Here is a 25,551-nt window from a genome sequence, read left to right as displayed (position 1 = left end):
GTTCAGTGACTCTTTCATAACCGCGGCGGCCGGGCTAGTCTCGTCGGGTGACTACCGAAATCATCGCCTCAGACAACACTGCCCCCGCGCGCCAGCAGACGGCCATTGACGCCGTCGCCGACGCCTACACGGACACCCTGATCCGGCTTAACCCGAGCTTCGCCACCGAACTCGGCCTGCCCGGGCACGAGACGGAGTACCAGGATTTCTCCCCCGCCGGCCACGAGGAATTCGCGGCCGCCGCCCGCGAGGCACTTGCGGCGCTGGACGGGCTGGAGCCGGTTGACGACGTCGACGCCGTCACCCTCGACGCCATGCGCGAGAGGCTGGGCCTGCAGCTGGAAATCCACGAATCGGGCTGGGCCACGGCCGATCTGAACAACATCGCCTCCCCGTCCCAGGACATCCGCGCGATCTTTGACCTCATGCCGACGGATACCGCCGGGCAGTGGGAGCACATCGCGGGCCGGGCCCACAATGTCACCGCCGCCATCGACGGCTACATCGAGTCGCTGCGTTCGGCGATGCAGGACGGCAAAGTGGCCGCGGCCCGCCAGGTTTCGATCGTGATCGAGCAGGCCACCAAGCACGCCGCGGACGACGGCTTCTTCGCCAAGCTCGCCGCCGGCGCCAAGACCGCGGACGGCCCGCTCCCGGCGGAACTGCAGTCCCGGCTCGACGCCGGCGCGGCAGCTGCCCGGGTGGCGTACTCCCGGCTCGCAGGTTTCCTCGAGTCCGAGCTCCTGCCCGTCGCCCCGGCCAAGGACGCTGTGGGCCGCGCCCGCTACGCCCTGGCTTCGCGGGACTTCCTCGGCGCCACCGTGGACCTGGAGGAGACCTACGCTTGGGGTGTCCAGGAACTCGACCGCCTCATCGCCGAACAGGAACGGGTGGCAGGCGAAATCCGGTCCGGCGCCACGGTGGAGGAAGCCAAAGAGATCCTCAACAACGATCCCGCCCGCCAGCTCAAGGGCACCGACGCCCTCCAGGCCTGGATGCAGGAACTGTCCGACAAAGCCGTCGCGGAGCTCGCCGGCGTCCACTTCGAGATCCCGGACGTCATGAAAACGCTGGAGTGCCGGATCGCGCCCACCGATGAAGGCGGCATCTACTACACGGGTCCCTCGGAGGACTTCAGCCGCCCGGGCCGCATGTGGTGGTCCGTGCCGGCCGGTGAAGACACCTTCACCACGTGGGCCGAAACCACCACCGTGTACCACGAGGGCGTGCCCGGCCACCACCTCCAGGTCGCCACCGCCACCTACCGCCGGGAGCTGCTGAACAAGTGGCGCCGCAGCGTGTGCTGGACCTCGGGCCATGGCGAAGGCTGGGCACTCTACGCGGAGAAGCTCATGCAGGAGCTCGGCTACCTCAATGATCCCGGCGACCACATGGGCATGCTGGACATGCAGCGCATGCGTGCGGCCCGCGTGGTGTTCGACATCGGCGTGCACCTGGAACTCGAAGTCCCCGAGCGCTGGGGCAGCGGCATCTGGACCTCCGAGAAGGGCTTTGACTTCCTTCGCGCCAACCTGCCGATCAGCGAGGGGCAGCTGAAGTTCGAGTTCACCCGCTACCTGGGCTGGCCGGGACAGGCCCCGTCCTACAAGGTGGGCCAGCGGCTCTGGGAGCAGATCCGGGAAGAGCTGGAATCCCGCCCCGGCTTCGACCTCAAGGCCTTCCACACGAAGGCCCTGAACATCGGCTCGGTGGGCCTGGACACCCTCAAGCGCGCGCTCCTGGGGTAAGCCGGGTTCCGGGGGCTGACCTGCACGGACAGTGGGCAGACGGCCGGTTGGGGCGACTATTCGCGGGGCGAAGTCGCCGCAGCCGGCCGTTCGTCTGTCCCGGGCAAATGGACCTTGGCCCAATAGTCGACTAGTCTCTGGGGGACACATTTTCTGGGCTTTTGAACGCCCGGGTCGGCGGCTGGGGCTGCGACTCAAGTGTCCGGTGTACCTTTGCCCTCCGGCAGGGCGCCGGTCATGCAAGTACCTCCGCAACTGCGGCATGGTCTTGCTGACTGTCAGTATGCGCGCGTCGTCCCCGCAGCAATTACGCGGGACAACGCCTATGAACCAGGCGCATGCATAGAGGTACCAGCACCTTGGTCTCCGGTGCGAGCTATTGACAATAGAATCCCGCGTGAACGAATAGCGCCAGCATCCCGGCGCTCCGCGAAGGAGCGCAGAGGAAAAGCCAGGCGCTGAGCTTCTGCCGGAACCTCGCTGAGGCATCCTGCAGCGGCTGACGATTGCCGGGCATACACAAGACCCCATATTGGAGCCCTTATGAGGAATATCGCCTCATTCCTAAGTCCACCGACCAATGACGCCGCGAAAGCGCGGACGCGGATCCGGAAGCGCACAGCGGCATCCGTGGTTGCGACGGCCGTCGTCGTGGCTGCGGCCACGCTTAGCGCCCCGGCACCCCTGAACGCCGCGACGCCGACTGCCACGCCCACCGCTACGACAACGGCGTGCAATCCGCTGCCCTTCAACCTCCCGGCGCCCGCGAACCGGCACACCTCGGTGAAGAAGGCGTGGGCCTACTACTTCCCGCCGTTCCCGCTCGCAGTCGACAGCCCCGACGCCACCCGCGACGTCTACCCGCGCTGGATGGACACCCACAACTCCGCCAACGGCGCGTACGACCTCCGGGACCGTCCGGCTGCTCCCCAGCGTGCAACCCAGACCACCTGGCGGCAGGCCGATTTCGAGAAGGAGGTCCGGCAGGCAGTCGGGGCGGGCCTGGACGGATTCATCTGGGAATACAACAGCTCCACCGATATCCGCTGGCAGCAGCTGCCGGCCATGCTCGCCGCCGCCAAGGCGGTTGACCCAGGCTTCAAGATCATGCTCAGCCCGGACTTCAACACGGCCGCCGGCTCCACCTCTGACAGCGTTTACAACAACGTCATGAAGGTGAAGGACGACCCGTCCATCTACCGGAACAATGCCGGCATCGTGCTCGCGCCGTTCTTCCCGGAACGCAAGACTCCCTCGTGGTGGGACGGGCTCCGGAGCCGACTCGCCACCTCCGGCGTCAAATCCAACCTCGTACCCATCTTCATTTCGTGGGGCGGAGGAACCCAAAAGACGGACTGGAACAATTCGGTGTCCGGGTATTCGCAATGGGGCACCCGCACCGCCAGCGGCGTTCCGACCCTCGCCAAGGAAAGCGCTGAAGCCCACCGCCGCGGCAAGACCTACATGCAGCCGGTGGCGTTCGAGGATTCACGGTCCTACGACGGGCGGTACTGGGAATCATCCAACAGCTCCACCCTGCGCGATTCCCTGGCCTCGGCGGTCACCAGCAACGCCGACTCCATTGCGCTCATCGCCTGGAACGACTACACCGAGTCCTGGGTGGCACCTTCCAAGGACCGCGGCTATGCCGTGCTGGACATGGCTGCCTACTACATTTCCTGGTTCAAGAACGGGGTCAAGCCCGCGATCACCCAGGATGCCTTGTACTGGAGCCACCGCTCGCACCCCACGAACGCTCCGTATTCGATGACCCCCATCGGTCGCAACGGCAAACCCACGCCGATGTACATCCCGAACGGTGACGCGGCGAAGAACGAAGTCGAACTCGTGGCCGTGCTGAAGACCCCGGGGCGTCTGACCATCACCCAGGGCAGCAACGTCAAGACCATGGACGCCCCGGCCGGACTGACCTCCTTCAAGGTTCCGCTCGTGGCCGGGACCACGCCGTCCTTCAAGCTCGCACGTAGCGGGGCGACGGTCCAGACAGTCACCAGCAACACCCCGGTGCGCTCCTCCGTGGCGTACCAGGACATGATTTACCACGCAGGCGGCGGCGTCGCAGGCACCTGCGCACGCTAGGCCCTCCCTGCCCGGGATGGCAGTTCGCGGCAGTGTGTCTCCAGAGCACCGCCGCGAACCGCCATCCCGCGCCTCACCGGGCGGCCCGGGCCGCCCGGCGACGAGACAATCACCACACCGCTTGCCGGAATAACTTCACAAAAGCCCCTGCCGGCGCGGCAAGCCCGGGCATTCCGCGGCGCGGGGCCACCCGTGGCGCCGTAACATTTCTCAACATCCGTTCGTCATGCTATTGGCAACGGTCCTAGCGTGTTCCGGTGACCACTCAGACAAGCACCCCCGCACCCGCTGGAAAGACCGGGTTCCAGCTGCCCAAATGGGCCGGCTCGTTCGGCTTCCAGATCATTGCCGCCCTGATCGTCGGCCTGGGCCTTGGCCTGCTGGCCAAGTACACCGGCAGCACCAAGGCCAACCCCAACGCCCTCGGCACCACGCTGCAGACCATCGGCTCGAGCTACGTCTCGCTGCTGCAGACCGCCGTGGTCCCCCTGATCTTCACCGCCGTCGTCAGCTCAATTTCCAACCTGCGCGCCGTTTCCAACGCGGCCCGGCTGGCCTGGAACACGCTGCTCTGGTTCGCGATCACCTCGCTGATCGCCGTGCTGATCGGCATCGGCCTGGGCGTGCTGCTGCAGCCCGGCGCCGGAACCGGCATCAGCCAGGAAGCGAAGTACGCCGGCAAGTCCGGTGACTGGTGGGCCTTCCTGACCGGGCTGTTCCCGAAGAATTTCCTGGGCCTCGGCGCGACCACCACCGTCACTGACGGCGTCGCCACCACCGCCGTGAGCTTCAACGTCCTCCAGATCCTGGTAATCGCGATCGCCGTCGGCATCGCCGCGCTGAAAGTGGGCAAGGCGGCCGAACCGTTCCTGGCCCTGAACGCCTCCGCCCTCGCCGTCATCCAGAAGGTCCTCTGGTGGATCATCCGGATCGCGCCGCTGGGCACGATCGGCCTGATCGGCAACGCCGTGGCCGTCTACGGCTGGGACACCATCGGCTCGCTCGGCAAGTTCACGGTGGCGATCTACATCGGCCTGGCGCTCGTGCTGTTCGTGGTCTACCCCGTGCTGATCCGCAGCCACGGACTGTCCATCAGGCAGTACTACTCCGGCGTGTGGCCGGCTGTGCAGCTGGCCTTCGTCTCCCGCTCCTCGATCGGCACCCTGCCGCTGACCCAGCGCGTGACCGAACGAAGCCTGGGTGTCCCCCGCGCCTACGCCTCCTTCGCCGTGCCGCTCGGCGCGACCACCAAGATGGACGGCTGCGCGGCGATCTACCCGGCCGTGGCGGCGATTTTCGTGGCCCAGTTCTTCGGCATCCAGCTCGACTTCACCCAGTACCTGCTGATCGCACTGGTGTCCGTGCTCGGCTCGGCCGCGACCGCCGGCACTACGGGCGCCGTCGTGATGCTGACGCTGACGCTCTCCACGCTGGGACTGCCGCTGGCCGGCGTCGGCCTGCTGCTGGCCATCGACCCGATCCTGGACATGGGACGCACCGCCGTCAACGTGGCCGGGCAGGCATTGATCCCGGCGATCGTGGCCAAGCGCCAGGGCATCCTGGACGAAACGCTGTACAACGCGCCGCGGAACGGCGATCCGTTTAGCGACGACGTCGACGACGTCGATGGCACCGCTGCCGTCGACCCCTCCGCCGCCGCCACTCCCGCGGCAGGACGGGACGAGCGGGAACTGGCTGACGCCAGGGCGTAATAACAGAACGAGTGTTCACCAGAGAAGTCCCCGGGAATCCCCGGGGACTTCTCTGGTTCACCGGCTTCGGCTTTAGCCGGCCTCGGCTTTTAGCCGGCATCGGCCCGAGTCCGCACGTGCCTAGTGTCCGCCGATCACACCCTTTTCGGCGGCCTTGGTGACTGCGTCCGCTTCTGCCTGGGTCAGGGTGCCGTCCTTGACGGCCTGGTCCAGCCGGGGCTTCAGTGCCGCGGCGTGATTGGCCTGTTCCGCGGTACGCAATTCCTCCAGGGCAGCGGTGACCTTGGCTTCATCGATGCCGAGCGACTTCGCCAGGGACGCGGCCAGGGCCTTCTCCATCGCGGCGCGGTCCGGCTTCTGCCCTGGGGCCGGCGGGGTGGCCGGCCTGTTGGCGTCGCGGAAAGTCTTCAGGGCGTCGGTGACCTTCGCCTCGTCGACGCCGAGCTTGGCGGCGAGTTCTTTGGCGCGGGCGCCGAACTCCGCACCGCCGTGGCCGCGGTGTCCGCCGCGCATGCCGTAGCCGTCGGCGAAGTTGTTCCCGGGAGCACTCGAGCTGGGTGTCGGGGTGGGCGTCGGCGTCGTGGTGGCGGAGGCCATCCCGGCGACCCCGAGCCCTGCGCCCAGTGCAACGGCCGCCGCCCCGAGGCCGAGTGCGATTTTCGTTGTGCGTGACATCTGCTGTCTCCTGGATCTGCCGCGCGGTGACGGCGCTTGAAGCTGACGGTTCGTCCGGGGAAGGCTGCTCCACGAGCATCTCCAGTCTGCACCTGCCCCAGCAGAGATAGCTGTTTCCCAGCTTTCACTTTCCTGTGAATCCGGCAGGGACGCCCAGAGGGCAAAAAGAGGGCACAATGGCGGCAAAGGTGGATAGGCTCTGGGCATGCTGATCGTCACTTCGAATGACATCCCGGGCCACCGGATCGACGCCGTCTTCGGCGAAGTCATGGGCCTGACCGTCCGCTCCCGGGACATCACAGCCCAGCTCATGGCGGGCTTCCGTTCCCTGGGCGGCGGCGAGGTGCTGGAAATGACGCGGGCCCTCTACGACAGCCGGCAGGATGTCATGGCCCGGATGGTGGCCGAGGCCGAGCAGCGCGGCGCCAACGCCATCGTTACCATGCGCTTCGATACATCGGCGATCGGGCAGAACTGGACGGAGATCTGCGCCTACGGCACAGCCGTTTTTGCCATTCCGCTCTCGCAGAATGAGCCCGGGGCAACGGGCCAGTCGATCTACCTGACCAATTCCGGCGACGCGGCAGCCCAGCTCAAGCCTTGAGCGCCAATCCTGCCAGCCCCCACCCCTGGAAAATACTTGCCCAGAGTGCAAACATGCACGTAGTGTAAGCGCGTGTCCCCATCGCCCTCCCCCTCCCCCGCCCACGCCGCCGCATCCGGCGACCCCGGTGTCCCCTCGCGCCGCGAACTGAACAAGGCCGCTACCCGGCAGGCCATCACGGACGCCGCCATGGACCTGCTCCGCACGCGGGGACCCGGAAACTTCACGGTGGAGGACATCGCCGACGCCGCCGGGATCTCCCGGCGCACGTTCTTCAACTACTTCGGCAGCACCGAGGCGGCGCTCGCCTCGGTGACGTTCGGCTTCTTGGACACGGCACTTCAGCAGTTCCGGCTCCGCCCGGCAGGCGAGCCCATCCTGGAATCGGCCCGCGCAGCCCTCGTTGAACTGGCCGATCCCATGACCGTCGCACCGGTGGCCGAGCTCTACAGCCTGGGCCAGACCAACCCCCAGCTCAGCCGCTCCGAGCTGGAAGCCTGGGACCACTGCACCGAACAGATCATCGAAGCCGCCCGCGAACGCTTTGCGCTGACGGCGGCCGACGACGTCGACGAGCTCTACCTCCGCGCCCTCGCCGGCTCCGTCATCTCGTGCGGAAAAGCCGCCATGGATGTCTGGTTTGCCCGCTGCGGCGGCGACCTGACCCCCGAGTCCCTGTCCGTCCTGCGCCAGCTCCTGATCGATTCCATGGGCCTCCTCGGCTCCGGATTCGCGTCCCACTCCCCCGCCCCCCCTTCCCCAGATCGGCACTGACATGGCCCTGTTGCTCTACCGTCTCGGCAAGTTCTCCTACCGCCACCGCTGGCTCGTCATCTCCCTCTGGCTCGCCGCCCTGGTGGCCGTCGGCGGCGCGGCTGCGGCCTTCCACGGCACCATGTCCAACAACTTCCAGATCCCCGGCACTGAAACCCAGCAGATGGCGGACAAGCTGAAGCAGGAGCTGCCCAAGTCCTCCGGCGGCTCGGCCGGCATCGTCTTCGAGTCGCAGAACGGCCAGTTCACGCAGGCCGGCAAGGACGCGGTCTCGGCTGCGCTGACCAAGCTGAAAGCCCTCCCCGATGTTCAGGGCACCGTGGACCCGTTCGCCACCCAGGCCCAGCTGGACAAGGCCGTCACGGACCTTGCCGCCGGCGAGCAGCAGGCATCCGCAGGACAGGCGCAGCTGGACGCGTCGGCCGCCCGACTGGCCGCCGGCAAGGCCCAGATGGCCGCCGCCGAGCAGCAGATGACCGCGGCCGGCATGTCCGCCGGGGCCATCGACGCCCAGCTTGGCCAGCAGAAGGCTGCCCTCGCCGCGGGCCAGGAGAAGCTCGACGCCGGGACCAAGGAACTCGAGGCCGGCGCGGCCAAGCTCGCCCTGGCCAAACGCCAGTTGGAGGCCTCGCAGGGCATGCGGTTCGTATCCGAGGACGGCACTGCGGCAATCGCCCAGGTCCAGTTCAAGACCTCGATCAACGGGCTGGCCCCCGCCGTGCGCCAGCAGGTCCAGGACGTCGCCCACGAAGTCTCCTCCGCCGGCGTGACCGCCCTGGCCAGCAAGGAAATCACGGAGGACGTTTCGGAGCTGTTCGGCATCTCGGAGATCCTCGGCATCGCCATCGCGGCGCTGGTGCTCATCGTCATGCTGGGAACCCTGATCGCCGCCGGGCTCCCCCTGCTGATGGCCCTGGTCGGTGTGGCGGTGGGCGTCGGCGGCACCTTTGCCCTCAGCGGCGCCGTCAACATGAGTTCCATCTCCCCGATGCTGGCGCTCATGCTGGGCCTCGCCGTCGGCATCGACTACTCCCTGTTCATCGTCAACCGGCACCGCGGCCAGCTCCTGGCCGGCATGGACGGCGAGGAATCCGTCGCCCTCGCCACCGGCACCTCCGGCAACGCGGTGCTGTTCGCGGGCCTGACCGTCATCATCGCCCTCGCGGCCCTCGTCATCCCGGGCCTTCCCTTCCTGGCCGTGATGGGCCTGTCCGCCGCCGCAACGGTGGCCGTCGCCGTCGTCGTCGCCCTGACCCTCACCCCTGCCATGCTGTCCCTGATCGGGCCCAGACTCATCTCCCGCCGCGTCTGGGCCAAGGCGGAGAAGCACAACGCCGCCCCCGGCCACGAGAGCGCGGACCGTGCCCGCGACGAACGCCGCAGCAAACAGGGCTGGGGCGGACTCGTCACCCGGCACCCGGTCCTGGCACTGCTGGCCGGCGTCCTGCTGCTGGGCATCGTGGCGCTGCCGGCCAGCCAGTTGCGGCTCGCGCTGCCCGACGGCGGGTCCGAGCCTGTTGAGTCGCAGGCGTTCAAGGCCTATGACGTCACCGGCCGCAGCTTCGGCGAAGGCATGACAGGCCCGATCGTGGTGGTGGGCGACTTCCCGGCCGGCCTGAGCGCGGAGGAAGCCACAGCCAAGCAGCTCGACGTCGCCGACATCCTCCGTGGCACTGGCAACGTCACCGCCGCCATTCCTGTGGCGCTGAGCGAGGACCGCCGCACCGCGGTGTTCCAGGTCATCCCGCGGGAAGGCCCGGCCAGCGCGAGCACTGTCCAGGTGGTCTCCGAGCTGCGCGCCGAAAAGGACCGCATCAAGGATTCCACCGGGGTCAGCATCGGCCTCACGGGCCAGACCGCCGGCAACGTCGACGTCTCCGCGAAACTCGGCGATGCCCTGCCCCCGTACCTGGCCATCGTCGTCGGGCTGTCCCTGATCCTGCTGTTGCTCGTGTTCCGCTCCATCGTGGTTCCGCTGCTGGCCACGGGCGGTTTCCTGCTCTCGCTCGCGGCCGCCTTCGGAGCCGTCGTCGCGGTCTACCAGTGGGGCTGGCTGGGAACGGTGTTCGGCGTCGAAAACCCGGGCGCCGTGCTGAGCTTCCTGCCAATCATCCTGATCGGCGTGCTGTTCGGGCTGGCCATGGACTACCAGGTGTTCATCACCTCGGGCATGCGTGAGTCCTTCATGCACGGGGAATCGGCCCGGCATGCGGTCCGCACCGGCTTCAGCCATGCCGCGTCCGTAGTCACCGCCGCCGCCATCATCATGGTCAGCGTGTTCGCCGGCTTCATCTTCTCGCACCTGAACATGGTCCGGCCGCTTGGCTTCGCGATGGCCTTCGGTGTCCTGGTGGACGCGTTTGTGGTCCGCATGACGATCGTTCCGGCCGTGATGTACCTTCTCGGCGACAAGGCGTGGTGGCTGCCCAGCTGGCTGGACCGGATCCTGCCGGACGTCGATGTCGAGGGCGCCAAGCTCCGGCCCGCGGCTTCAGCCTCAGCTTCGGCCGACAGCGAGCCCGAGCCGGAGGAGATCGGCGCGCGCTAAAGCCCGACGAGTTGCCCTAAAGCCGCCCGCTGATCATTCTGATCGGCGGGCGGCTTTTTTGTGCGTGCAAGCCTGGACAGCTTGAGATCCGTTCGACGCTCAAGCCGCCAGTGAGCCTGAGGGCCGCATACGCTTGAGCGTCTTCGCGCGATGGCGCTCGTCGCGGCGCTGGCGGCGGGAATCCGCGCTCGCTTCGCCGGTAGGCGATCCGGGCAGGGGCGGCGCGGTGGAACGGTCACCGGCCCCGGCGAACGTCCCGGCGTCGGCGGCGAGTTCGGCGTCGACGGCGGCCCGGTCCGCGGCGCTCAGGCAGGCGGTTTCACGGACCAGCAGGGTGGCGCGCCAATCGTTGAGCTGCCCGGTCTGCAGGGCGGTGAGGGTGTGCGGCATCTCGGTGACGAGGGCTTTGGCCAGGCCGAGGAGCCGGCCGCCCCTGGCCGGGGATTCGCGCCGGGCCAGGGCAATCTGCGCACCGACCCCGGCGCCGAGCTTCTCGGGCGGGACCCCGGCGCCGAGCTTCTCGGGCGGGACCCCGGCGCCGAGCTTCTCGGGCGGGACCCCGGCGCCGAGCTTCTCGGGCGGGACCCCGGCGGCGGCCTGGTCGCGGCGCTGGAGCAGGTCGAAGGCCACGGCGAGCCGGGCTTGTTCCGCGGACGCGGCGGATTTCCAGTCCTCCAGTTCCCGGATCCGGTCAATGATCCCGGCACTGTCCGTGGGCGGACAGCCTAAGCCCACCGGCCCGGCGTCCAGCCGGCCCGCCACCTCCGCGGAGGCCACCTCCGCGGTGCCCGGAATGCCGGCGGCGTCGCTCGCGGCGCGGCCGAAGCCGGCGTCGCCGTGTCCTGCCGGAACCACTTCGGGCCCCTGATTGCCGTCCATGAATCCAGTGTTTCAGGGACCCCCGACAATAACGCGCCTGTACTCCTCAGCCGAAGCTAGGCGTCACGGATTGCCGGCGGACTCAGCGGTTGCGGTAGTAGTCCTTCCAGACCAGGCGATGGAGGGGGATCACCCGCGGCAGCGACCGTAGTCCGGGGATGAACGGCAGCAGGGCCAGCAACGCCGTCAGCACGAACATCGTGACGACGACGAGGGCATCGGCATTAGGCGAGCTCTTGAACGGTTCCACTTGGTAAAGGAGCGAGAAGAGCCACAACCAGGACTGCCCAGGCGTATCGCCGGTTTCGTTCATCACGCCCCACTGATCCCCGGAGAGGTGTTGGCTGGCCGCAAGATCCGGGAAGTAGCCGCCGTCGCCCAAAAAGAGGAGGCCGCGTGTGTCGTCCATGTTGTAGAAGTTTCCGCCGCTTTGCAGCACGCCGTCCAGACTGCCTTGGCGCGCCATCTCCAGCAGCGCTCCGGTCAGTGCAGGGACCGGGCCATAGTCGCCGTCGCCCACCTGGGCCGGGTCGTTATCCGGCGCAGCGGCAAGGGCGTCCGAATAGGCAGCTGCCCAGGCTGAGCGCTGCTGATCCGTGGCGGCCGTCCAGCTCGCCAGCTCTGCCGGCGGCGACGGCAGCGTCGCCAGCGGGGCGATCACGAAGTCATTGGCGGTATCAACCGGGAGGCGAACGCCGGAGAGGCTTTGAAGGTCCACGGGGCCGATCTTCTGCGTCGCGTCCGGGGTCGAGTTGTAGGGCGGCCCGTATCCGGCAGTATCGCTGGTGCCGGCCAGTTCCTTTGCAGCGGTGCCAACGAAATCCGCCGGGGCGGCCGTGGCCCACGCCTTGAGGCTCACGCTGGGCTCATCAGGGGACCCGAAGATGGCGGACACACCGAGCACGAGCAGGCCGACCACCACAACGCCGATGATCAGTTCCTTGATGAGGTCATACTCGCGGACGCTGCCCGTCCAGGGCCGGCTGGCAACGTCGTCTGCCTTCCGCCAGGAGGTACTGCTGTTTTTTTCTGGTCATTGCACTGCGCCCCCGGATTCTGTGCCCCTGGGTTCGGTGGCCTCCGGAGGTTCGGTGGCCTCCGGGCGGTTGTGAAGCAGCTGGGCGTCGGACTCCGCGGCATCCAGTGGAGGTGCAACGCCGTGGACCCGGACCAGCAGGACGTGCAGGACCACCACAGCGCCCACGGCCAAGGGCAGCAGCGTGACGTGCCAGGTGAAGAGCTGACCGACGTTGGCCACATTGAACCAAGCGCCTACTCCGACCGCGTTCAGCGCATCCTTCGCTTCAAAGGCAATCCACTGCGAATCGAAGTTCGTCTGGAGCAGATACCCGGTGAAGGCCGCCACGATGGAAACGACAAAGGAGATCACGCCGGTGATCCAGGTCAGCACCCGGCCCCCGCGCCAGGCCGCCATCCAGAATTTCAACCACAGGTGCACCACCATGAAGATGAAGAAGAACTCCACGCTCCACAAATGCGTGCTGTTGACGAAACTCCCCAGCGAGGACACGTGATACCACTGGGGTCCGTTCAGTCCCAGCACGATCCCGGAAACGATGATCCACAGCAGGGACGCGATGGCCCCCATGCCGAATACGTACGCCCAGGATGCCACGAAGCTTGGCTGGTCCTCGGGCAAGAGTTTGTCCGGCGGAAGCTTCCTCAGGAGCCACCGGCGGGCCCTGCCGGTCAAGGTGCGGGCGTCTGTTTCATCGACCTGCGCGCCGTGTCCCGGTGTTGCGGGGGCAGTCATTTCCGCCGCTTCCCTCCGGGAAAAGGCAGGACCAAGGCCAGGATGAACAAGATGATCATCACGACGATCACGATCAGGTTTCCGGATTGGATGGTGAAGCCGTCCCAGCCAAAATATGTTCCATCACCAACCATGCCAACGCTTGCCACGAGCCATCCAGACATGAGCTGCTCGATTCTTTTTAGGATGCCGGTTCAACTCCACCACTGTCACGTATCCGCAGACAGGGTCTTCTGCCCCGTTTAGGCGCCCTTCCGGGACCCCGTGTTGCTGTGCTGCCGTGGATTAGGCTGGAGCCGTGACCCGCCTCATTCTTGCCTCCCAGTCCCCCGCCCGCACCAAGCTGCTCCACAACGCCGGCATCGCCCACGAGGTACTCGTCTCGGACGTGGATGAGGACGCCGTGCAGGCCCGCTACGGCGTGACGGATCCGCATGACACGGCCCTGTTGCTTGCCCGGGCCAAGGCAGAGGCCGTCGCGTCCCTGCCCGAGGCGGACGGCGCAATCGTGATCGGCTGCGACTCGGTCTTCGAGTTCGACGGCGAGGCCCACGGAAAGCCCTACACGGCCGACGTCGCCCGGGAGCGTATGCTCCGCATGAGCGGCAGCATGGGCGTCCTGCACACCGGCCACTGGCTCGTGGACTGCCGCGACACGGCCGTCGCAGACGCTGACACAGACGCAGACACCTACGACGACACAGACGGCGACGACGGCGCCCGCGGCACCGGCGCCACCCTGGGCTCCGTGTCCTCGGCCGAGGTGCACTTCATGGAGATGAGCGCCGGGGAAATCGAGACCTACATCGCCACCGGCGAGCCGCTCCAGTGCGCCGGCTCCTTCACGATCGACGGCTACGGCGGGGCATTCATCCGCAAGGTCGACGGCGATCCGCACACCGTCGTCGGGCTCTCCATCTCCACCCTGCGTGCCCTGCTCGGCCAGGCGAATGTGGGCATCACCGAGCTCTGGACCGGCGGGGCTGTGGACCCGGCGGACGTCCGCGCCGAGTAACGACGGAATGCGTGGCGGAGTGAGCCAATTCGCCGCCCTTTGTGGCAACCCTACAAAGGAAGGGCCGTATACGCGCGGAATCCGCAAGTAATATCGGCGGAACCCTCAAAACCGCGCTAGGCTCCCTGAAGGAAAGAAGGAGACGCCTTGTCAGCAAATTCGGAGCAGTCCGCACCCACCGTGCCGGGATCAACGCAGTCATCTACAGCCGCGGGCATCCGCCGGCTGACCAAGGTGCTGATCGCCAACCGCGGAGAAATTGCGGTGCGCATCATCCGCGCCGCCCGCGATGAAGGCATCGCCTCGGTGGCTGTCTACGCGGACCCCGATCGCGACGCGCTGCACGCCCGGCTCGCGGACGAGGCCTACGCGCTCGGTGGCAACACCGCCGCGGAGTCCTACTTGGTGATGGACAAGATCATCGACGTCGCCCGCCAGTCCGGCGCGGACGCCATCCACCCCGGGTACGGGTTCCTGGCCGAGAACGCCGAGTTCGCCGCCAAGGTGATCGATGCCGGCATTACGTGGATCGGCCCCTCCCCCGAAGCGATCTCTGCCCTGGGCGACAAGGTCCAGGCCCGCCACATTGCCGAGAAGGTTGGCGCCCCGCAGGTCCCCGGCACCGCCGACCCGGTCGAATCCGCCGAGGAAATCCTCGACTTCGTGGACAAGTTCGGCCTGCCCGTCGCCATCAAGGCGGCCTTCGGCGGCGGCGGACGCGGCATCAAGGTGGCCCGCACCCGCGAAGAAATCCCCGAACTCTTCGAATCCGCCGTGCGCGAGGCCACCGCCGCCTTCGGCCGCGGCGAGTGCTTCATTGAGCGCTTCCTGGACGCCCCGCGCCACGTCGAGACCCAGTGCCTGGCCGACGCCCACGGCAACGTCGTGGTGGTCTCCACCCGCGACTGCTCGCTCCAGCGCAGGAACCAGAAACTCGTCGAGGAAGCCCCGGCCCCGTTCCTCACCGAGGAACAGAACCGCCGGCTCTACGAATCCTCCAAGGCCATCCTCAAGGAGGCGGGCTACCTCGGCGCAGGCACCTGCGAATTCCTCGTCGGCCAGGACGGCACCATCTCCTTCCTCGAGGTCAACACCCGCCTTCAGGTGGAGCACTGCGTCTCCGAGGAAGTCACCGGGATCGACCTCGTCCGCGAACAGTTCCGGCTGGCCCGCGGCGAGGAGCTCGGCTACGGCGACCCGGAAGTCCGCGGCCACTCGATCGAATTCCGCATCACCGGCGAGGACCCGGGCCGCAACTTCATGCCCGCCCCCGGCACCATCACGGTACTGAAAAACCCCACCGGTCCCGGTATCCGCGTCGATTCCGGCGTCGAGCAGGGCGATGTCATCAGCGGCAACTTCGACTCCATGCTCTCGAAGCTGATCGTCACCGGCGCCACCCGCGCCCAGGCCCTGCAGCGCTCCCGGCGGGCACTGGAGGAAATGGTGGTGGAGGGCATCCCCACCGTCATCCCGTTCGACCTCGCGGTGGTTTCCAATCCCGATTTCGCACCGGCCGAAGGCCCCTTCAAGGTCCACACCCGCTGGATCGAGACGGCCTTCGTCAATGACATTCCGGCCTGGACCCCGACCGGCACCGAGGCTGAAGCGGCCGACGCCGGTGACCGCCAGCGCGTCGTCGTCGAGGTCGGCGGAAAGCGCCTGGAAGTCGTGCTGCCGGCGTCGCTGGGCTCAGTCAGCAACGCAGCAGGCGCCAAGCCGGCCAAGGCCAAGAAGCGCTCCCGGGGTGGCGGCGCACCCGCGGCCGCGAGCGGGAACGCCCTGACCTCCCCCATGCAGGGGACCATCGTGAAGGTGGCCGTCGCCGAGGGTGACACGGTCGCCGAGGGCGATCTCGTCGTCGTGCTCGAGGCGATGAAGATGGAACAGCCGCTCACCGCCCACCGCGCCGGGATCGTCATCGGCCTCGCCGCAGCGGCCGGCGAGACCGTGTCCGCCGGCGCCATCATCGCCATGATCGAGGACGGCGCCGCGGAGTAAGCGGCTCACGGTACGGCGACGGCGGACGGCGGACGGCCGGCGCCGCTGCCGGTTGCGGGCGCGCCTCTGGCGCGTCCGCAACCGGCCAGTAGAGACTTGGAGTGTGAAGCCATTCCTGCTCCTCGCCTCGCGCGCGGAGGACACCGCCGCCGAGGACGAATACCGCGCCTACCTCCGCTACTGCGGCCTCCGGCCCGAGCAGCTCCACCGCATCCGGATGGAAGCCGCCCCGCTGCCAACGCTTGAGTTGTCCGACTATTCGGGCGTCATTGTGGGCGGCAGTCCCTTTACGTCCAGCGACCCGGCCGAGCACAAGAGCGCCACCCAGCACCGGGTGGAGCGCGAACTCGCCGGGCTGCTGGACAGGATCGTGGCCGAGGACTTCCCGTTCCTCGGCGCCTGCTACGGCGTCGGCACCCTCGGACTGCACCAGGGCGCCGTGATCGACCGGACGTACGGTGAAGGGCTCGGCGGCGTCACCATCAAACAGACGGCGGAGGGGCTGCAGGATCCCCTCCTGCGCGGGCTGCCGGAGAGCTTTACGGCGTTCACCGGCCACAAGGAAGCCTGCACCGTCCTGCCCTCCCATGCGGTGCTGCTGGCCAGCTCGGCCGCCTGCCCGGTGCACATGTTCCGGATCAAGACCAACCTGTACGCGACGCAGTTCCACCCCGAGCTCGATGCTGAAGGGCTCGTCACCAGGATCGATATCTACCGCCATGCCGGCTACTTCCCGCCGGAATCGGCCGAAATGCTCATGGATGACGCCCGGCAGTTCACTGCGACAGAACCGATGAAGATCCTGCGGAACTTTGTGGAGCGCTACGCGAGCTGAGCCCCGCCAACGCAGAAGCCCGGCGTGTTCAATGAACACACCGGGCTTCCTCTGTCAGGAAAGTGGGCAGGATGTCAGGCTACGTTGTTGGTGTAGTCGAGGTCCCGGGTTTCCTTGCTCACGAACAGGGCGATCAGCGTCAGCACCGCCATGGCGGCGAGGTAGACACCCACCAGCACGGTGCTGCCACCGGCCAGTTCCCAGAGCCAGACGGCGATGAACGGAGCCACGGCAGCGCCCAGGATGCTGGAGACGTTGTAGCTGATGGCGGAGCCGGTGTAGCGGACATTGCCCGGGAACAACTCCGGCAGGAGCGCACCCATGGGACCGAACGTCAGGCCCATGAGCGAGAAGCCGATGATCAGCAACGCCATGGCGCCCACGAATCCGGCGCTGAACAGCGGAACGAACAGCAGGCCGAAGGCGAGGATGCCGAAAGTTACAACAATCAGCATCTTGCGGCGGCCGAATTTTTCGGCCAGCGGGCCGGAGACCAGCGTGAAGATACCGAAGAATACGACGCCGGCGATCAGCATCCAGAGGAAATCGTTCCGGCTGTAGCCCAGGCCCGGGACGAACGCAGCGGCAGCGGCCTCGGTCATCGGCTTGCCGGCCTTTTCGGCGGCGGCCTTCGCCGTGTCCAGACTGGACGCCCGGGTGCCGTAGGTCAGCGTGAACGTGGTCATCAGGTAGAAGAGCACGTAGGTGGCGAGCATGATGAACGTGCCCAGGATCAGCGGGCGCCAGCTGGTCTTGAAGACCCGTGCCAGCGGAAGCTTGGCAACCTCGTTGGATTCGATGACCCTGGTGAAGGCCGGGGTTTCGATCAGCTTGAGGCGCACGTAGAGGCCGATGATCACCATGACGGCACTGAGCAGGAACGGCACCCGCCAGCCCCATTCCATGAAGGCCTCCGGCGTCAGGGTGTAGCTGAAGACCAGGAAGATCACGTTGGCGATGATGAAGCCGATCGGGGCCCCCAGCTGCGGGAACGTGCCGTAGATGGCGCGCTTGTTCGACGGGGCGTTTTCGGTCGCCAGCAGCGCCGCGCCGCTCCATTCGCCGCCGAGGGCCAGGCCCTGGCAGAAGCGCAGGACCACGAGGAGTGCCGGGGCCAGGAAGGTCCAGCCCGGGACGGTTGCCGTCGGCAGGCAGCCGATCAGGAAGGTGGCAACGCCCATGGTCAGCAGCGAGGCCACCAGCGTGCCCTTGCGGCCGAACTTGTCACCGAAATGGCCGAAGATGACCGAGCCGAGCGGGCGGGCGATGAACGCGACGCCGAACACGGCGAAGGATGCCAGCAGCTGGGTCGTCTCGTTCTGCCCGGGGAAGAAGAGCTTCGGGAAAACGAGCACGGCCGCAGTGGCGTAAACGTAGAAGTCATAGAACTCGACGGTGGTACCGATCAGGCTGGCGACAATCACGCGGCCGCGCGAATTCACCTGCTTGGTGGACCCATGCTCCGCGGAGGTGGCAGTGGATGACATGTAGTAACGCTTTCATGAAGACCGGTCGGATATTTCCCCAAGAGCCCGATGCCCGGGACCGCCGGCTAGGGATTCGTATACGTCTGATAATAGTTCCCACCGTCCAGTCAATGGACAAATAGTCCGCTATCTGGACTCCGTGTCGTTGTCTCACGTGGTGGTCGTCACACCTATTCTCACACCGTCATAAAAGCCCCGATAGGCAAAAGTCACAGCGCGTTAATAAACCGCGTCCGTCCCGGAAACGCGGCGTCCCTACCTTTGAAGGACATCACCCCCCAAGGAGGTCTCCCAAGTGACTGCTGAACGCACCGCCGAAATCGGCACCGCAGAGGTCGGCGCCGCCAGTACCGGCGGCACCCTTACCCTCGACCACCGGCCCGGCCGCTGGATCGCCAACTGGGATGCGGAAAACAAGGAGCAGTGGGAGTCGGCCGGCCGCTCGATCGCCCGGCGCAACCTGAACTGGTCCATCTTCGCCGAGTTCCTGGGCTTCGTGGTCTGGCAGCTGTGGTCGATCGTGGTGGTCCAGCTTCCCTCCGCCGGCTTCAAGTTCTCCACCAACGAGATCTTCTGGCTGATCTCCATGCCTAGCCTCGTCGGCGCCACGCTCCGGATCCCCTACACGTTCATGGTTCCCCGCTTCGGCGGCCGCAACTGGACCATCGTGTCCGCCTTGTTGCTGCTGATCCCCACGATCGGCCTGGGCCTGTGCGTCGCCAACCCGGCCACCCCGTTCGGCGTCATGCTGTTCGTGGCCGCGCTGGCCGGCTTCGGCGGCGGCAACTTCGCCAGCTCGATGGCGAACATCACGTTCTTCTACCCCGCACGGGAAAAGGGCTGGGCCCTGGGCCTGAACGCCGCCGGCGGAAACCTCGGTGCCGCCGTCGCACAGCTGGCTGTGCCGATCGCCATCACCCTGCTGGCAGCCGGCACCGTGAACCTGCCCGTCGCAGGGTTCATGTGGGTTCCGCTGATCCTGCTGGCGGCCTTCGGTGCCTGGAAGTACATGAACAACCTCACCAGCGCCAAGGGCGACGTCGCAGGTTCGCTCGCCGCGGTCAAAGAGCCGCACCTGTGGATCATGGCGCTGCTGTACATCGGCACCTTCGGCTCCTTCATCGGCTTCGCCGGCGTCTTCCCCAAGCTCATCAAGGACTACTTCCCGGCATTCTCCTCCATCTCCGTCGGCACCGTGGCCCTGTCCCTGGCCTTCCTCGGCCCGCTGGTCGGGTCCCTGGCCCGCCCGTACGGCGGACGCATGGCAGACCGGATGGGCGGGGCCCGCATGACCGTCGCAGCCTTCGCCGCCATGGCCGTCGTTACCCTCACCATGCTCTGGACCCTGCCGCTGAAGAACTTCTGGCTCTTCCTCTTCCTGTTCCTGCTCCTCTTCACCGCCAGCGGCTTCGGAAACGGCGCCACCTACCGCATGATCCCGATCATCTTCGCCACCTCCAGCCGGGCCGCCCGCTCCGGGGCCAGCACGCACACCACCCAGAGGCTCGCGTCCTCGGCCCTCGGCCTGATCTCGGCCATCGGCGCCTACGGCGGATTCATCATCCCCCAGGTCCTCAACGCCTCCAACACCGCCAGCGGTTCCTACACCTCGGCGTTCTACGGATTCGTGGGGGCCTACGTCCTGATGCTGGTGGTCTGCTGGTTCTGCTACATCCGCAACGCCAACCGAAATGCGATGGGACACGTCTAACATGACCAAAAGCGCCGACACGCACTGCCCTTACTGCGCTCTGCAGTGCGCCATGACGCTCACATCTCCAGCGGCTCTGACCCCGGCTGTCCAGCCGGGGTCAGACCCCGTAGACGCTGCACCGGGCCCCGCCACTACCCCAACGACCGGGCCGCTCCTGACAGTCGCCGGACGGGACTTCCCCACCAACCGCGGCGGCTTGTGCCGCAAGGGCTGGACCTCCGCCTCGTTGCTGGACCACCCGGGCCGCGTCACGGAGCCCCTGCTGAAGGGCGCCGACGGCGTCCACCACCCGGTCAGCTGGGACGAGGCCCTCATGCGGATCGTCTCCGCCGTAAAGCAGGCCCGCCTGGAGCACGGGGCTGACGCCGTCGGCGTGTTTGGCGGCGGCGGCCTCACCAATGAGAAGGCCTACCAGCTGGGCAAGTTCGCCAGGCTGGCTTTGGGCACCTCACGGATCGACTACAACGGGCGGTTCTGCATGTCCTCGGCCGCCGCGGCCGGCATGCGCGCCTTCGGCCTGGACCGCGGGCTCCCGTTCCCGCTCGCGGACCTCGACACCGCCAGCACCATCCTGATGCTCGGCTCCAACGTTGCCGAGACCATGCCGCCCTTCGTCCAGCACCTCCAGGGGGCGCGCGACGCCGGCGGCCTGATCGTCGTCGACCCCCGGCGCTCCGCCACCGCCGCCTTCACCTCCGACGGCGGCGGGCTGCACCTGCAGCCGCTGCCCGGCACCGACCTCGCCCTGCTCCTGGGCATCTCCCACGCGGTGATCCACGAGGGCCTCGCCGACGCGGGATACATCGCGGACCGGACCACGGGTTATGACGCCGCGGTCCGCAGCGTCGGAAGCTTCTGGCCCGAGCGGGTCCAGTCGATCACCGGCGTCCCCGCCGGGCTGATCCGTGAAACCGCCCGGCGGCTGGCCGACGGCGCCTGCAAGGGCGGCAGCTACATCCTCACCGGCCGCGGCGTCGAACAGCACGTGGACGGCACTGACACCGCCACGGCCGCCATTAACCTCTCCCTCCTGCTAGGCCTGCCGGGCTCCGCGCGCAGCGGCTACGGCACGCTCACCGGCCAGGGCAACGGCCAGGGCGGCCGCGAACACGGCCAGAAGGCGGACCAGCTCCCCGGCTACCGGAAGATCACCGATCCCGCCGCCCGCGCCCACATGGCCAGGGTCTGGGGCGTGCCCGAACCCCTGATTCCCGGCCCCGGCCTTCCCGCCGTCGAACTGCTCAAGTCGCTGGGACAGCCCGACGGCGTCCGGTGCCTCTTCGTGCACGGCGCCAACGTGGCGGTGTCCGCCCCGGATGCGAATGCCGTGATCGCGGGCCTGCGCAGCCTGGACTTCCTGGTGGTGTGCGACTTCTTCCTCTCCGAGACCGCCGCCGAGGCGGACCTGGTCCTGCCGGTGACCCAGTGGGCCGAGGAAGAAGGAACCCTCACCAACCTCGAGGGCCGCGTGCTCCGCCGCCGCCGGGCCCTCACTCCCCCGCCCGGTGTCCGCAGCGAGCTGTGGATCATGACCCGGCTGGCCGAAATGCTGCACGCGCCCTCCACCTTCAGCGAGGATCCGGAAACAGTGTTCGAGGAGCTCCGGCTCGCTTCCTCCGGCGGCCTGGCCGACTACTCCGGGATCGACTACGCCATGCTGGACCGCGGCGAGGTCGCCTACTGGCCCTACCCCGCCGGGAGCGCGGGCACGCCGCGGCTCTTCCTGGACGCCTTCGCCCATGCGGGCGGCCGGGCAGCGTTCACGCCGGTGACGCCCCGGCGTCGTTCTTCTTCTGCGGGCGTCCCGTCCGCGGCGGACCGCCGGGCGGACCAGCGGGACGACCGAGCCGGCGACGATCGTCCCGGCACGCCGATGACCCTCATTACCGGCCGCCTGATGGAGCACTACCAGTCCGGCGCGCAGACCCGCCGGGTGGCCGCCCTGGCCGAGGCACAGCCGGAGGCGCGGCTCCAGCTCCACCCCGCCGCGGCTGCCGCCCAGGGCATCGCCGACGGCGACTACGTCTCGATTTCCAACGAACGCGGCGTGGTCAGCTGCCGCGCCGAACTGAGCACGGACATCCGGCCGGAGACGGTGTTCCTGCCGTTCCACTTCCCGGAGCTCGAGAGCGCCAACCGGCTCACGGAGGCGGCCACGGACCCCATTTCCGGGATGCCCGAGTTCAAGACCAGCAAAGTGTGGATCCGCCCGGCAGCTTCCCTGGATGCCCTGGCCGGCAAGCACAGCGGCGTTCCAGCCCGCGTTCTTCAAGCAGAGGAGACCTCATGACTGAGCGGATTGTGGTGGTGGGCTTCGGGCCCGTCGCCGCGAGGCTGATCGACGAGCTGCTGCCGGCCGTGCGCAGCGGCATCGCACACCTGACCGTGGTCGGCGAAGAGTCCGAGGCGGCGTACAACCGAGTGCTGGTGGCGGATCTTGGCGTCGGCCGGACGACGCCGGCCGCGCTCGCCCTCGCGGACGCGGCGGCACTGGTGGCCGACGGCGTCGATGTCCGGCTGGGCGTCCGCGTCCGCCGCGTGGACCGTGCCCGGCAGCAGGTCTTGTTGAGCGACGGCACCTCCCCCGGCTACGAGCGGCTCGTCTTCGCCACCGGTTCACGGCCGGTCATCCCCAACCTGACCGGGCTCAATCCGGACCCGGCCGCGCCGGTGCTGCCGCCGGGCGTGACCGCCCTGCGCGATCTCCGCGACGCGTCCGTGTTGCACTCTGCCGTGGCCGGCGGCAAGCGCGTGGTGGTCCTGGGCGGCGGTGTGCTGGGCCTGGAGACGGCCCTCGCCGCGGCCGAGGAAGGCGCCACGGTGACCGTGGTGCACAACGGCCCGCATCCCTTGGGCCGGAACATCGACCGCGGCGGCGGCGCCGTGCTCGCGGCGTCCCTGCGGAACTGCGGCGTGCGGGTGGCCGGCAACGCCCGCTCGGTCGGCGTCGAACACAACGCGCCCGACGGCGGTTTCTCCGCCTTGTTGCTGGATGACGGCTCCGCGATCGACGGCGACCTCCTGGTCCTCTCCTGCGGTGTCCGGCCGCGGACCGAACTGGCGGAGGGCTGCGGGCTCTCCACCGGTGCCGGGATCCTGGTGGACCACAAGCTCCGCGCCCACCACGAGCCCCACATCTTCGCGATCGGCGACTGCGCCGAGGTCCGCTGCCCGGACCCCGAATGCGTTCAGTGCCGGACTGCGAGGGGACCCTCCGGGCTGGTCGGCCCGGGCTGGCGGCAGGCCGAATGGCTCGCCGACTATCTGACCCTGCTGGCGTCCGGGCCCGAGGCGGAGGCCGAAGCTTTGCCGTCCCTGCCGGCGGAACTGCCGGGCGTGATCGTGCTCAAGGCCCGCGGCATGAACATGGCCGTGGCCGGGGACGTGTCCGCAGATCCCTGGGACGAGGAAGCCTTGAACTCAGGGGCCGTGAACGGCCGGCCCCGGCTGCAGATCGCCCAGTGGGCCGATCCCGAGCACGGCCGCTACGTCAAGATGACCACCCGCGCCGGCGTGCTGGAAGGGCTCGTGGCCGTGGGCATGCCGCGAACCTCGGCCGAGCTGGTGCAGCTCTTCGAACGCGGCGCGGAACTGCCCGCCGACAGGTCACTGCTGCTGCGCCTGGACGGGCCGGACCAGATCGCTTCCGCGGGTGCCGCCGACCCCGCCCGGACCGTCTGCCGGTGCGCCGGCGTCAGCGGCACGGCGATTGCTACGGCCGTGTCCGAGGGCTGCGGAACGGTGCCCGAGGTATCGGCGTCCACCCGCGCCGGCACGGGCTGCGGCGGCTGCCACGAGGACATCAAGGGCATCATCGAGGCCCACTTTCAGGGGGCGGCTGCCTGATCATCCGGCCACTGTTGCGCCCCAACACCGACGAAGGCCGTCAGCATCTTGTGTCTGGCGTCCGCCCGACAATGCGACACATGTCGCAACGATGGCCGCGGTAGTCGATCTCGGCGATGATGGTCCGGTGAACAGCGCTGAGGAATCAATTTTAAAGATCGTGACGGTACCGGACTCCGCAGATGCTCGGTTGTTCGTCGAGTTGTCGAGCTACGGGGCGGATCTTGCTGAAGCTCGCCATGCCCTCGATCTCGCGATCAAGTCCCGTGGGGAGGGCTCTCAGCTCGAGGACGCGGGCGCCTATCTGATCGCCTTCGCCGTCGTCGCATACTGCCGCACCTACTTCCACTCGAACGTGCGCAAGCCACTGACCGACCACATCGCCATCCCCGATGAGCTCTTAGACATTCACCAGCTGGTGGGGGCATTCAGGAACACCACGATTGCGCACTCGCAATCAAACGTGGCGACAACTTTTCCGGTGGGTGTCCTCGATGCCTCAACCCTTCGAGTGCGGGATGTGTCGGCAATGACCGCGTCGCAGACGCTGCCGCCTCCGCTCGTGGAGCTTTTCCGCGAACTCGTCGAAACAGTGGACGATCGCCTCTTCGAGGTGACCGAGGCAGTCCGGCAGAGGCTGGCCGAGCAGTTGAGCAGGGCCGACCTTGCGAGGATGGTTGACGAGGGCGGCCAGCTAAAGATAGTCGACGCCACGGACGAGGACTTCACCCCACGAACGAGGCGGCGTCCTTATCCCGCCTCACACACGTGGTACTGGTCGGCAACGTCGCAGACGGGCGACTGACTCCGCGTGCGCAACAACAATGTTGCCGGTACCAGGTGTGGGTCGTACGTTTACCACCTACAGCTAATCGGGCGTGTGGTCGGCAAGGTCGAACAAGCCTGAGGCCCAGTTCAGAAACGTTGCCCGCGTATCGGTGAACGGGCAGCCGTGTTGGGCGTGGCGGCGAACTATATCCGCGGGGTTTCCGCCATCGGTGCCCGCGAGGCACAGCTGGACCGGGCCATGGTTCCGGCGCCCCGGAATACGCTCTCCGCCGGACACCGGTGCGGCCCCGCTACCCCTTTTAGACCCCGGGCCGGCGGGGTTTACTGCGCTGCGTTGTCGAAATTCTTCTGCCACTGGGCATGCTCGCGGGCGGCATCCAGCCGGCGGCTGGCAGTCCACCTGGGCAGATAGTCGGGCCGTGGCAACTCGAGGGCAGGCCTGGGCTTGGCCGCTGGCCGGGTCTGGATGGACTTGGCAACAGGGCGAGCCTGGACGGGCCTGGCCACAGGCCGGGTCTGAACGTGCTCCCGGCGGTAGTTCGGCTTGGGGTCGGCGATGGTCCAATTGATCAAGGTGCGCATGATCAGCACGAGCACCCACAGGCCGATCCCAGCCACGATGTATTGCCAAAACAAGACCAGCAGCAAAATGGCTACTAGCACGAAAAGGAACATGACGCCATTATGCATTTTCGACGCACCAGGAGGTAGAGGTCTTTTTTCCTGATCGCCCCGCAGGTGAGTTGTCGTCCTCATGGTCATCACAATGTCGGGCCGGATGATGAGAAGGAACTGAGGAGAGGCCCGACCACCGTGAGTGCTCTGGCGTGGACCCTCCGCTTGGGGTACGCCGCCTACCAAACCACACCGGAACGAACACATACAGGGCAGCCCGGACATAGTCAGCGTGGGAATATCGATCGCTACTTCTAAGCGGTCATGCTCTACCAATGCAATCCCCGTCCTGGTCTTGACGTCGTGCGTGAATTGGGGAGCCCGGACCTTGTTGAAACGCAGTGCACCAACCTCCCGCCAGCTGTAACCGCACGT

The 25,551-nt window shown here is 67.5% G+C and carries 19 protein-coding genes and 1 pseudogene; 13 read left to right on the top strand and 7 right to left on the bottom strand.

Translation table 11 applies throughout. From position 1 onward, the window contains the following. Positions 1 to 47: 47 nt before the first annotated feature. The 3 genes from AC1DNG_RS09030 (at position 48) to AC1DNG_RS09020 (ending at position 5,560) form a co-directional block, all read left to right on the top strand. Positions 48 to 1,748: a DUF885 domain-containing protein gene (locus AC1DNG_RS09030; protein ID WP_476887186.1), complete on the top strand. Its 1,701-nt coding sequence runs from the start codon at positions 48 to 50 to the stop codon at positions 1,746 to 1,748. 543 nt (positions 1,749 to 2,291) lie between these two features. Then, a complete protein-coding gene (locus AC1DNG_RS09025; protein ID WP_476887185.1) occupies positions 2,292 to 3,848 on the top strand; it encodes a glycoside hydrolase family 71 protein in 1,557 nt (518 codons plus the stop codon). A gap of 257 nt (positions 3,849 to 4,105) precedes the next feature. Then, on the top strand, positions 4,106 to 5,560 hold the full coding sequence (locus tag AC1DNG_RS09020; protein WP_476887184.1) for a dicarboxylate/amino acid:cation symporter: 1,455 nt from the start codon (positions 4,106 to 4,108) through the stop codon (positions 5,558 to 5,560). A 120-nt stretch (positions 5,561 to 5,680) separates the two neighbouring features. Here the strand turns inward: AC1DNG_RS09020 and AC1DNG_RS09015 are convergent, their stop codons facing one another. Next, positions 5,681 to 6,235, bottom strand: a complete 555-nt coding sequence (locus tag AC1DNG_RS09015) for a hypothetical protein (protein ID WP_476887183.1) — start codon at positions 6,233 to 6,235, stop codon at positions 5,681 to 5,683. A gap of 205 nt (positions 6,236 to 6,440) precedes the next feature. Here AC1DNG_RS09015 and AC1DNG_RS09010 point away from each other — a divergent pair, with 205 nt between their 5' ends. The 3 genes from AC1DNG_RS09010 (at position 6,441) to AC1DNG_RS09000 (ending at position 10,161) form a co-directional block, all read left to right on the top strand. Continuing rightward, positions 6,441 to 6,839: a YbjQ family protein gene (locus tag AC1DNG_RS09010; protein ID WP_476856510.1), complete on the top strand. Its 399-nt coding sequence runs from the start codon at positions 6,441 to 6,443 to the stop codon at positions 6,837 to 6,839. A 72-nt stretch (positions 6,840 to 6,911) separates the two neighbouring features. After that, a complete protein-coding gene (locus tag AC1DNG_RS09005; protein ID WP_476887182.1) occupies positions 6,912 to 7,613 on the top strand; it encodes a TetR/AcrR family transcriptional regulator in 702 nt (233 codons plus the stop codon). Between the two features lies 1 nt (position 7,614). After that, positions 7,615 to 10,161, top strand: coding sequence for an MMPL family transporter (locus AC1DNG_RS09000; RefSeq protein WP_476887181.1), 2,547 nt, complete (start codon positions 7,615 to 7,617; stop codon positions 10,159 to 10,161). Positions 10,162 to 10,306: 145 nt separating this feature from the next. On the opposite strand, the pseudogene AC1DNG_RS08995 reads toward AC1DNG_RS09000, so the two are convergent. From AC1DNG_RS08995 to AC1DNG_RS08980, 4 genes and pseudogenes are all read right to left on the bottom strand, one after another. Beyond that, positions 10,307 to 11,040, bottom strand: a pseudogene (locus tag AC1DNG_RS08995) (hypothetical protein); the annotation flags it as partial. 82 nt (positions 11,041 to 11,122) lie between these two features. Next, the gene (locus AC1DNG_RS08990) at positions 11,123 to 11,962 is read right to left on the bottom strand and encodes a hypothetical protein (RefSeq protein WP_476887180.1); all 840 of its coding nucleotides are present in this window, start codon (positions 11,960 to 11,962) and stop codon (positions 11,123 to 11,125) included. Between the two features lie 111 nt (positions 11,963 to 12,073). Continuing rightward, positions 12,074 to 12,814, bottom strand: coding sequence for a cytochrome b N-terminal domain-containing protein (locus tag AC1DNG_RS08985; protein WP_476887179.1), 741 nt, complete (start codon positions 12,812 to 12,814; stop codon positions 12,074 to 12,076). Continuing rightward, a complete protein-coding gene (locus AC1DNG_RS08980; protein WP_223914108.1) occupies positions 12,811 to 12,978 on the bottom strand; it encodes a hypothetical protein in 168 nt (55 codons plus the stop codon). The genes AC1DNG_RS08985 and AC1DNG_RS08980 overlap by 4 nt, the downstream gene beginning before the upstream one ends. A gap of 134 nt (positions 12,979 to 13,112) precedes the next feature. On the opposite strand from AC1DNG_RS08980, the gene AC1DNG_RS08975 reads away from it, so the two are divergent. The 3 genes from AC1DNG_RS08975 to AC1DNG_RS08965 all read left to right on the top strand — a co-directional run bounded on the left by AC1DNG_RS08975 (position 13,113) and on the right by AC1DNG_RS08965 (position 16,665). Continuing rightward, on the top strand, positions 13,113 to 13,829 hold the full coding sequence (locus AC1DNG_RS08975) for a Maf family protein (protein WP_476859104.1): 717 nt from the start codon (positions 13,113 to 13,115) through the stop codon (positions 13,827 to 13,829). A 147-nt stretch (positions 13,830 to 13,976) separates the two neighbouring features. After that, on the top strand, positions 13,977 to 15,830 hold the full coding sequence (locus AC1DNG_RS08970) for an ATP-binding protein (protein WP_028278340.1): 1,854 nt from the start codon (positions 13,977 to 13,979) through the stop codon (positions 15,828 to 15,830). Positions 15,831 to 15,933: 103 nt separating this feature from the next. Continuing rightward, on the top strand, positions 15,934 to 16,665 hold the full coding sequence (locus AC1DNG_RS08965; protein WP_476887178.1) for a glutamine amidotransferase: 732 nt from the start codon (positions 15,934 to 15,936) through the stop codon (positions 16,663 to 16,665). A gap of 74 nt (positions 16,666 to 16,739) precedes the next feature. On the opposite strand, the gene AC1DNG_RS08960 is transcribed toward AC1DNG_RS08965, so the two are convergent. Further along, positions 16,740 to 18,152, bottom strand: coding sequence for an MFS transporter (locus tag AC1DNG_RS08960; RefSeq protein ID WP_476887177.1), 1,413 nt, complete (start codon positions 18,150 to 18,152; stop codon positions 16,740 to 16,742). A gap of 319 nt (positions 18,153 to 18,471) precedes the next feature. Between AC1DNG_RS08960 and AC1DNG_RS08955 the strand changes: the two genes are divergently transcribed. The 4 genes from AC1DNG_RS08955 (at position 18,472) to AC1DNG_RS08940 (ending at position 24,517) form a co-directional block, all read left to right on the top strand. Further along, a complete protein-coding gene (locus tag AC1DNG_RS08955; RefSeq protein ID WP_476887232.1) occupies positions 18,472 to 19,863 on the top strand; it encodes an MFS transporter in 1,392 nt (463 codons plus the stop codon). A 1-nt stretch (position 19,864) separates the two neighbouring features. Beyond that, positions 19,865 to 22,156 carry a molybdopterin oxidoreductase family protein gene (locus AC1DNG_RS08950; RefSeq protein WP_476887176.1) on the top strand — a complete coding sequence of 764 codons (2,292 nt, stop codon included), beginning with the start codon at positions 19,865 to 19,867 and terminating at the stop codon, positions 22,154 to 22,156. Then, positions 22,153 to 23,712, top strand: a complete 1,560-nt coding sequence (locus AC1DNG_RS08945; protein WP_230007967.1) for an FAD-dependent oxidoreductase — start codon at positions 22,153 to 22,155, stop codon at positions 23,710 to 23,712. Before AC1DNG_RS08950 ends, AC1DNG_RS08945 begins: the two co-directional genes overlap by 4 nt. Before the next feature lie 91 nt (positions 23,713 to 23,803). Further along, positions 23,804 to 24,517 carry a hypothetical protein gene (locus tag AC1DNG_RS08940; protein ID WP_476849024.1) on the top strand — a complete coding sequence of 238 codons (714 nt, stop codon included), beginning with the start codon at positions 23,804 to 23,806 and terminating at the stop codon, positions 24,515 to 24,517. Positions 24,518 to 24,822: 305 nt separating this feature from the next. On the opposite strand, the gene AC1DNG_RS08935 is transcribed toward AC1DNG_RS08940, so the two are convergent. Continuing rightward, positions 24,823 to 25,176: a hypothetical protein gene (locus tag AC1DNG_RS08935; RefSeq protein WP_476849025.1), complete on the bottom strand. Its 354-nt coding sequence runs from the start codon at positions 25,174 to 25,176 to the stop codon at positions 24,823 to 24,825. Positions 25,177 to 25,551: the final 375 nt, after the last annotated feature.

Source organism: Arthrobacter sp. 01T425, assembly GCF_056398725.1.
The sequence above is the reverse complement of the archived record's forward strand: the minus strand, read 5'-3'. Positions and strand labels throughout refer to the sequence as shown.

What these genes read in the sequence shown, in the direction of transcription:
- AC1DNG_RS09000 (WP_476887181.1), top strand. Translation starts at nt 7,615, where the DNA reads ATGGCCCTGTTGCTCTACCGTCTCGGCAAGTTCTCCTACCGCCACCGC.
- AC1DNG_RS08945 (WP_230007967.1), top strand. Translation starts at nt 22,153, where the DNA reads ATGACTGAGCGGATTGTGGTGGTGGGCTTCGGGCCCGTCGCCGCGAGG.
- AC1DNG_RS09010 (WP_476856510.1), top strand. Translation starts at nt 6,441, where the DNA reads ATGCTGATCGTCACTTCGAATGACATCCCGGGCCACCGGATCGACGCC.
- AC1DNG_RS08935 (WP_476849025.1), bottom strand. Translation starts at nt 25,176, where the DNA reads ATGTTCCTTTTCGTGCTAGTAGCCATTTTGCTGCTGGTCTTGTTTTGG.
- AC1DNG_RS08950 (WP_476887176.1), top strand. Translation starts at nt 19,865, where the DNA reads ATGACCAAAAGCGCCGACACGCACTGCCCTTACTGCGCTCTGCAGTGC.
- AC1DNG_RS08985 (WP_476887179.1), bottom strand. Translation starts at nt 12,814, where the DNA reads ATGACTGCCCCCGCAACACCGGGACACGGCGCGCAGGTCGATGAAACA.
- AC1DNG_RS08940 (WP_476849024.1), top strand. Translation starts at nt 23,804, where the DNA reads ATGGCCGCGGTAGTCGATCTCGGCGATGATGGTCCGGTGAACAGCGCT.
- AC1DNG_RS09025 (WP_476887185.1), top strand. Translation starts at nt 2,292, where the DNA reads ATGAGGAATATCGCCTCATTCCTAAGTCCACCGACCAATGACGCCGCG.
- AC1DNG_RS09015 (WP_476887183.1), bottom strand. Translation starts at nt 6,235, where the DNA reads ATGTCACGCACAACGAAAATCGCACTCGGCCTCGGGGCGGCGGCCGTT.
- AC1DNG_RS08960 (WP_476887177.1), bottom strand. Translation starts at nt 18,152, where the DNA reads ATGTCATCCACTGCCACCTCCGCGGAGCATGGGTCCACCAAGCAGGTG.
- AC1DNG_RS08980 (WP_223914108.1), bottom strand. Translation starts at nt 12,978, where the DNA reads ATGTCTGGATGGCTCGTGGCAAGCGTTGGCATGGTTGGTGATGGAACA.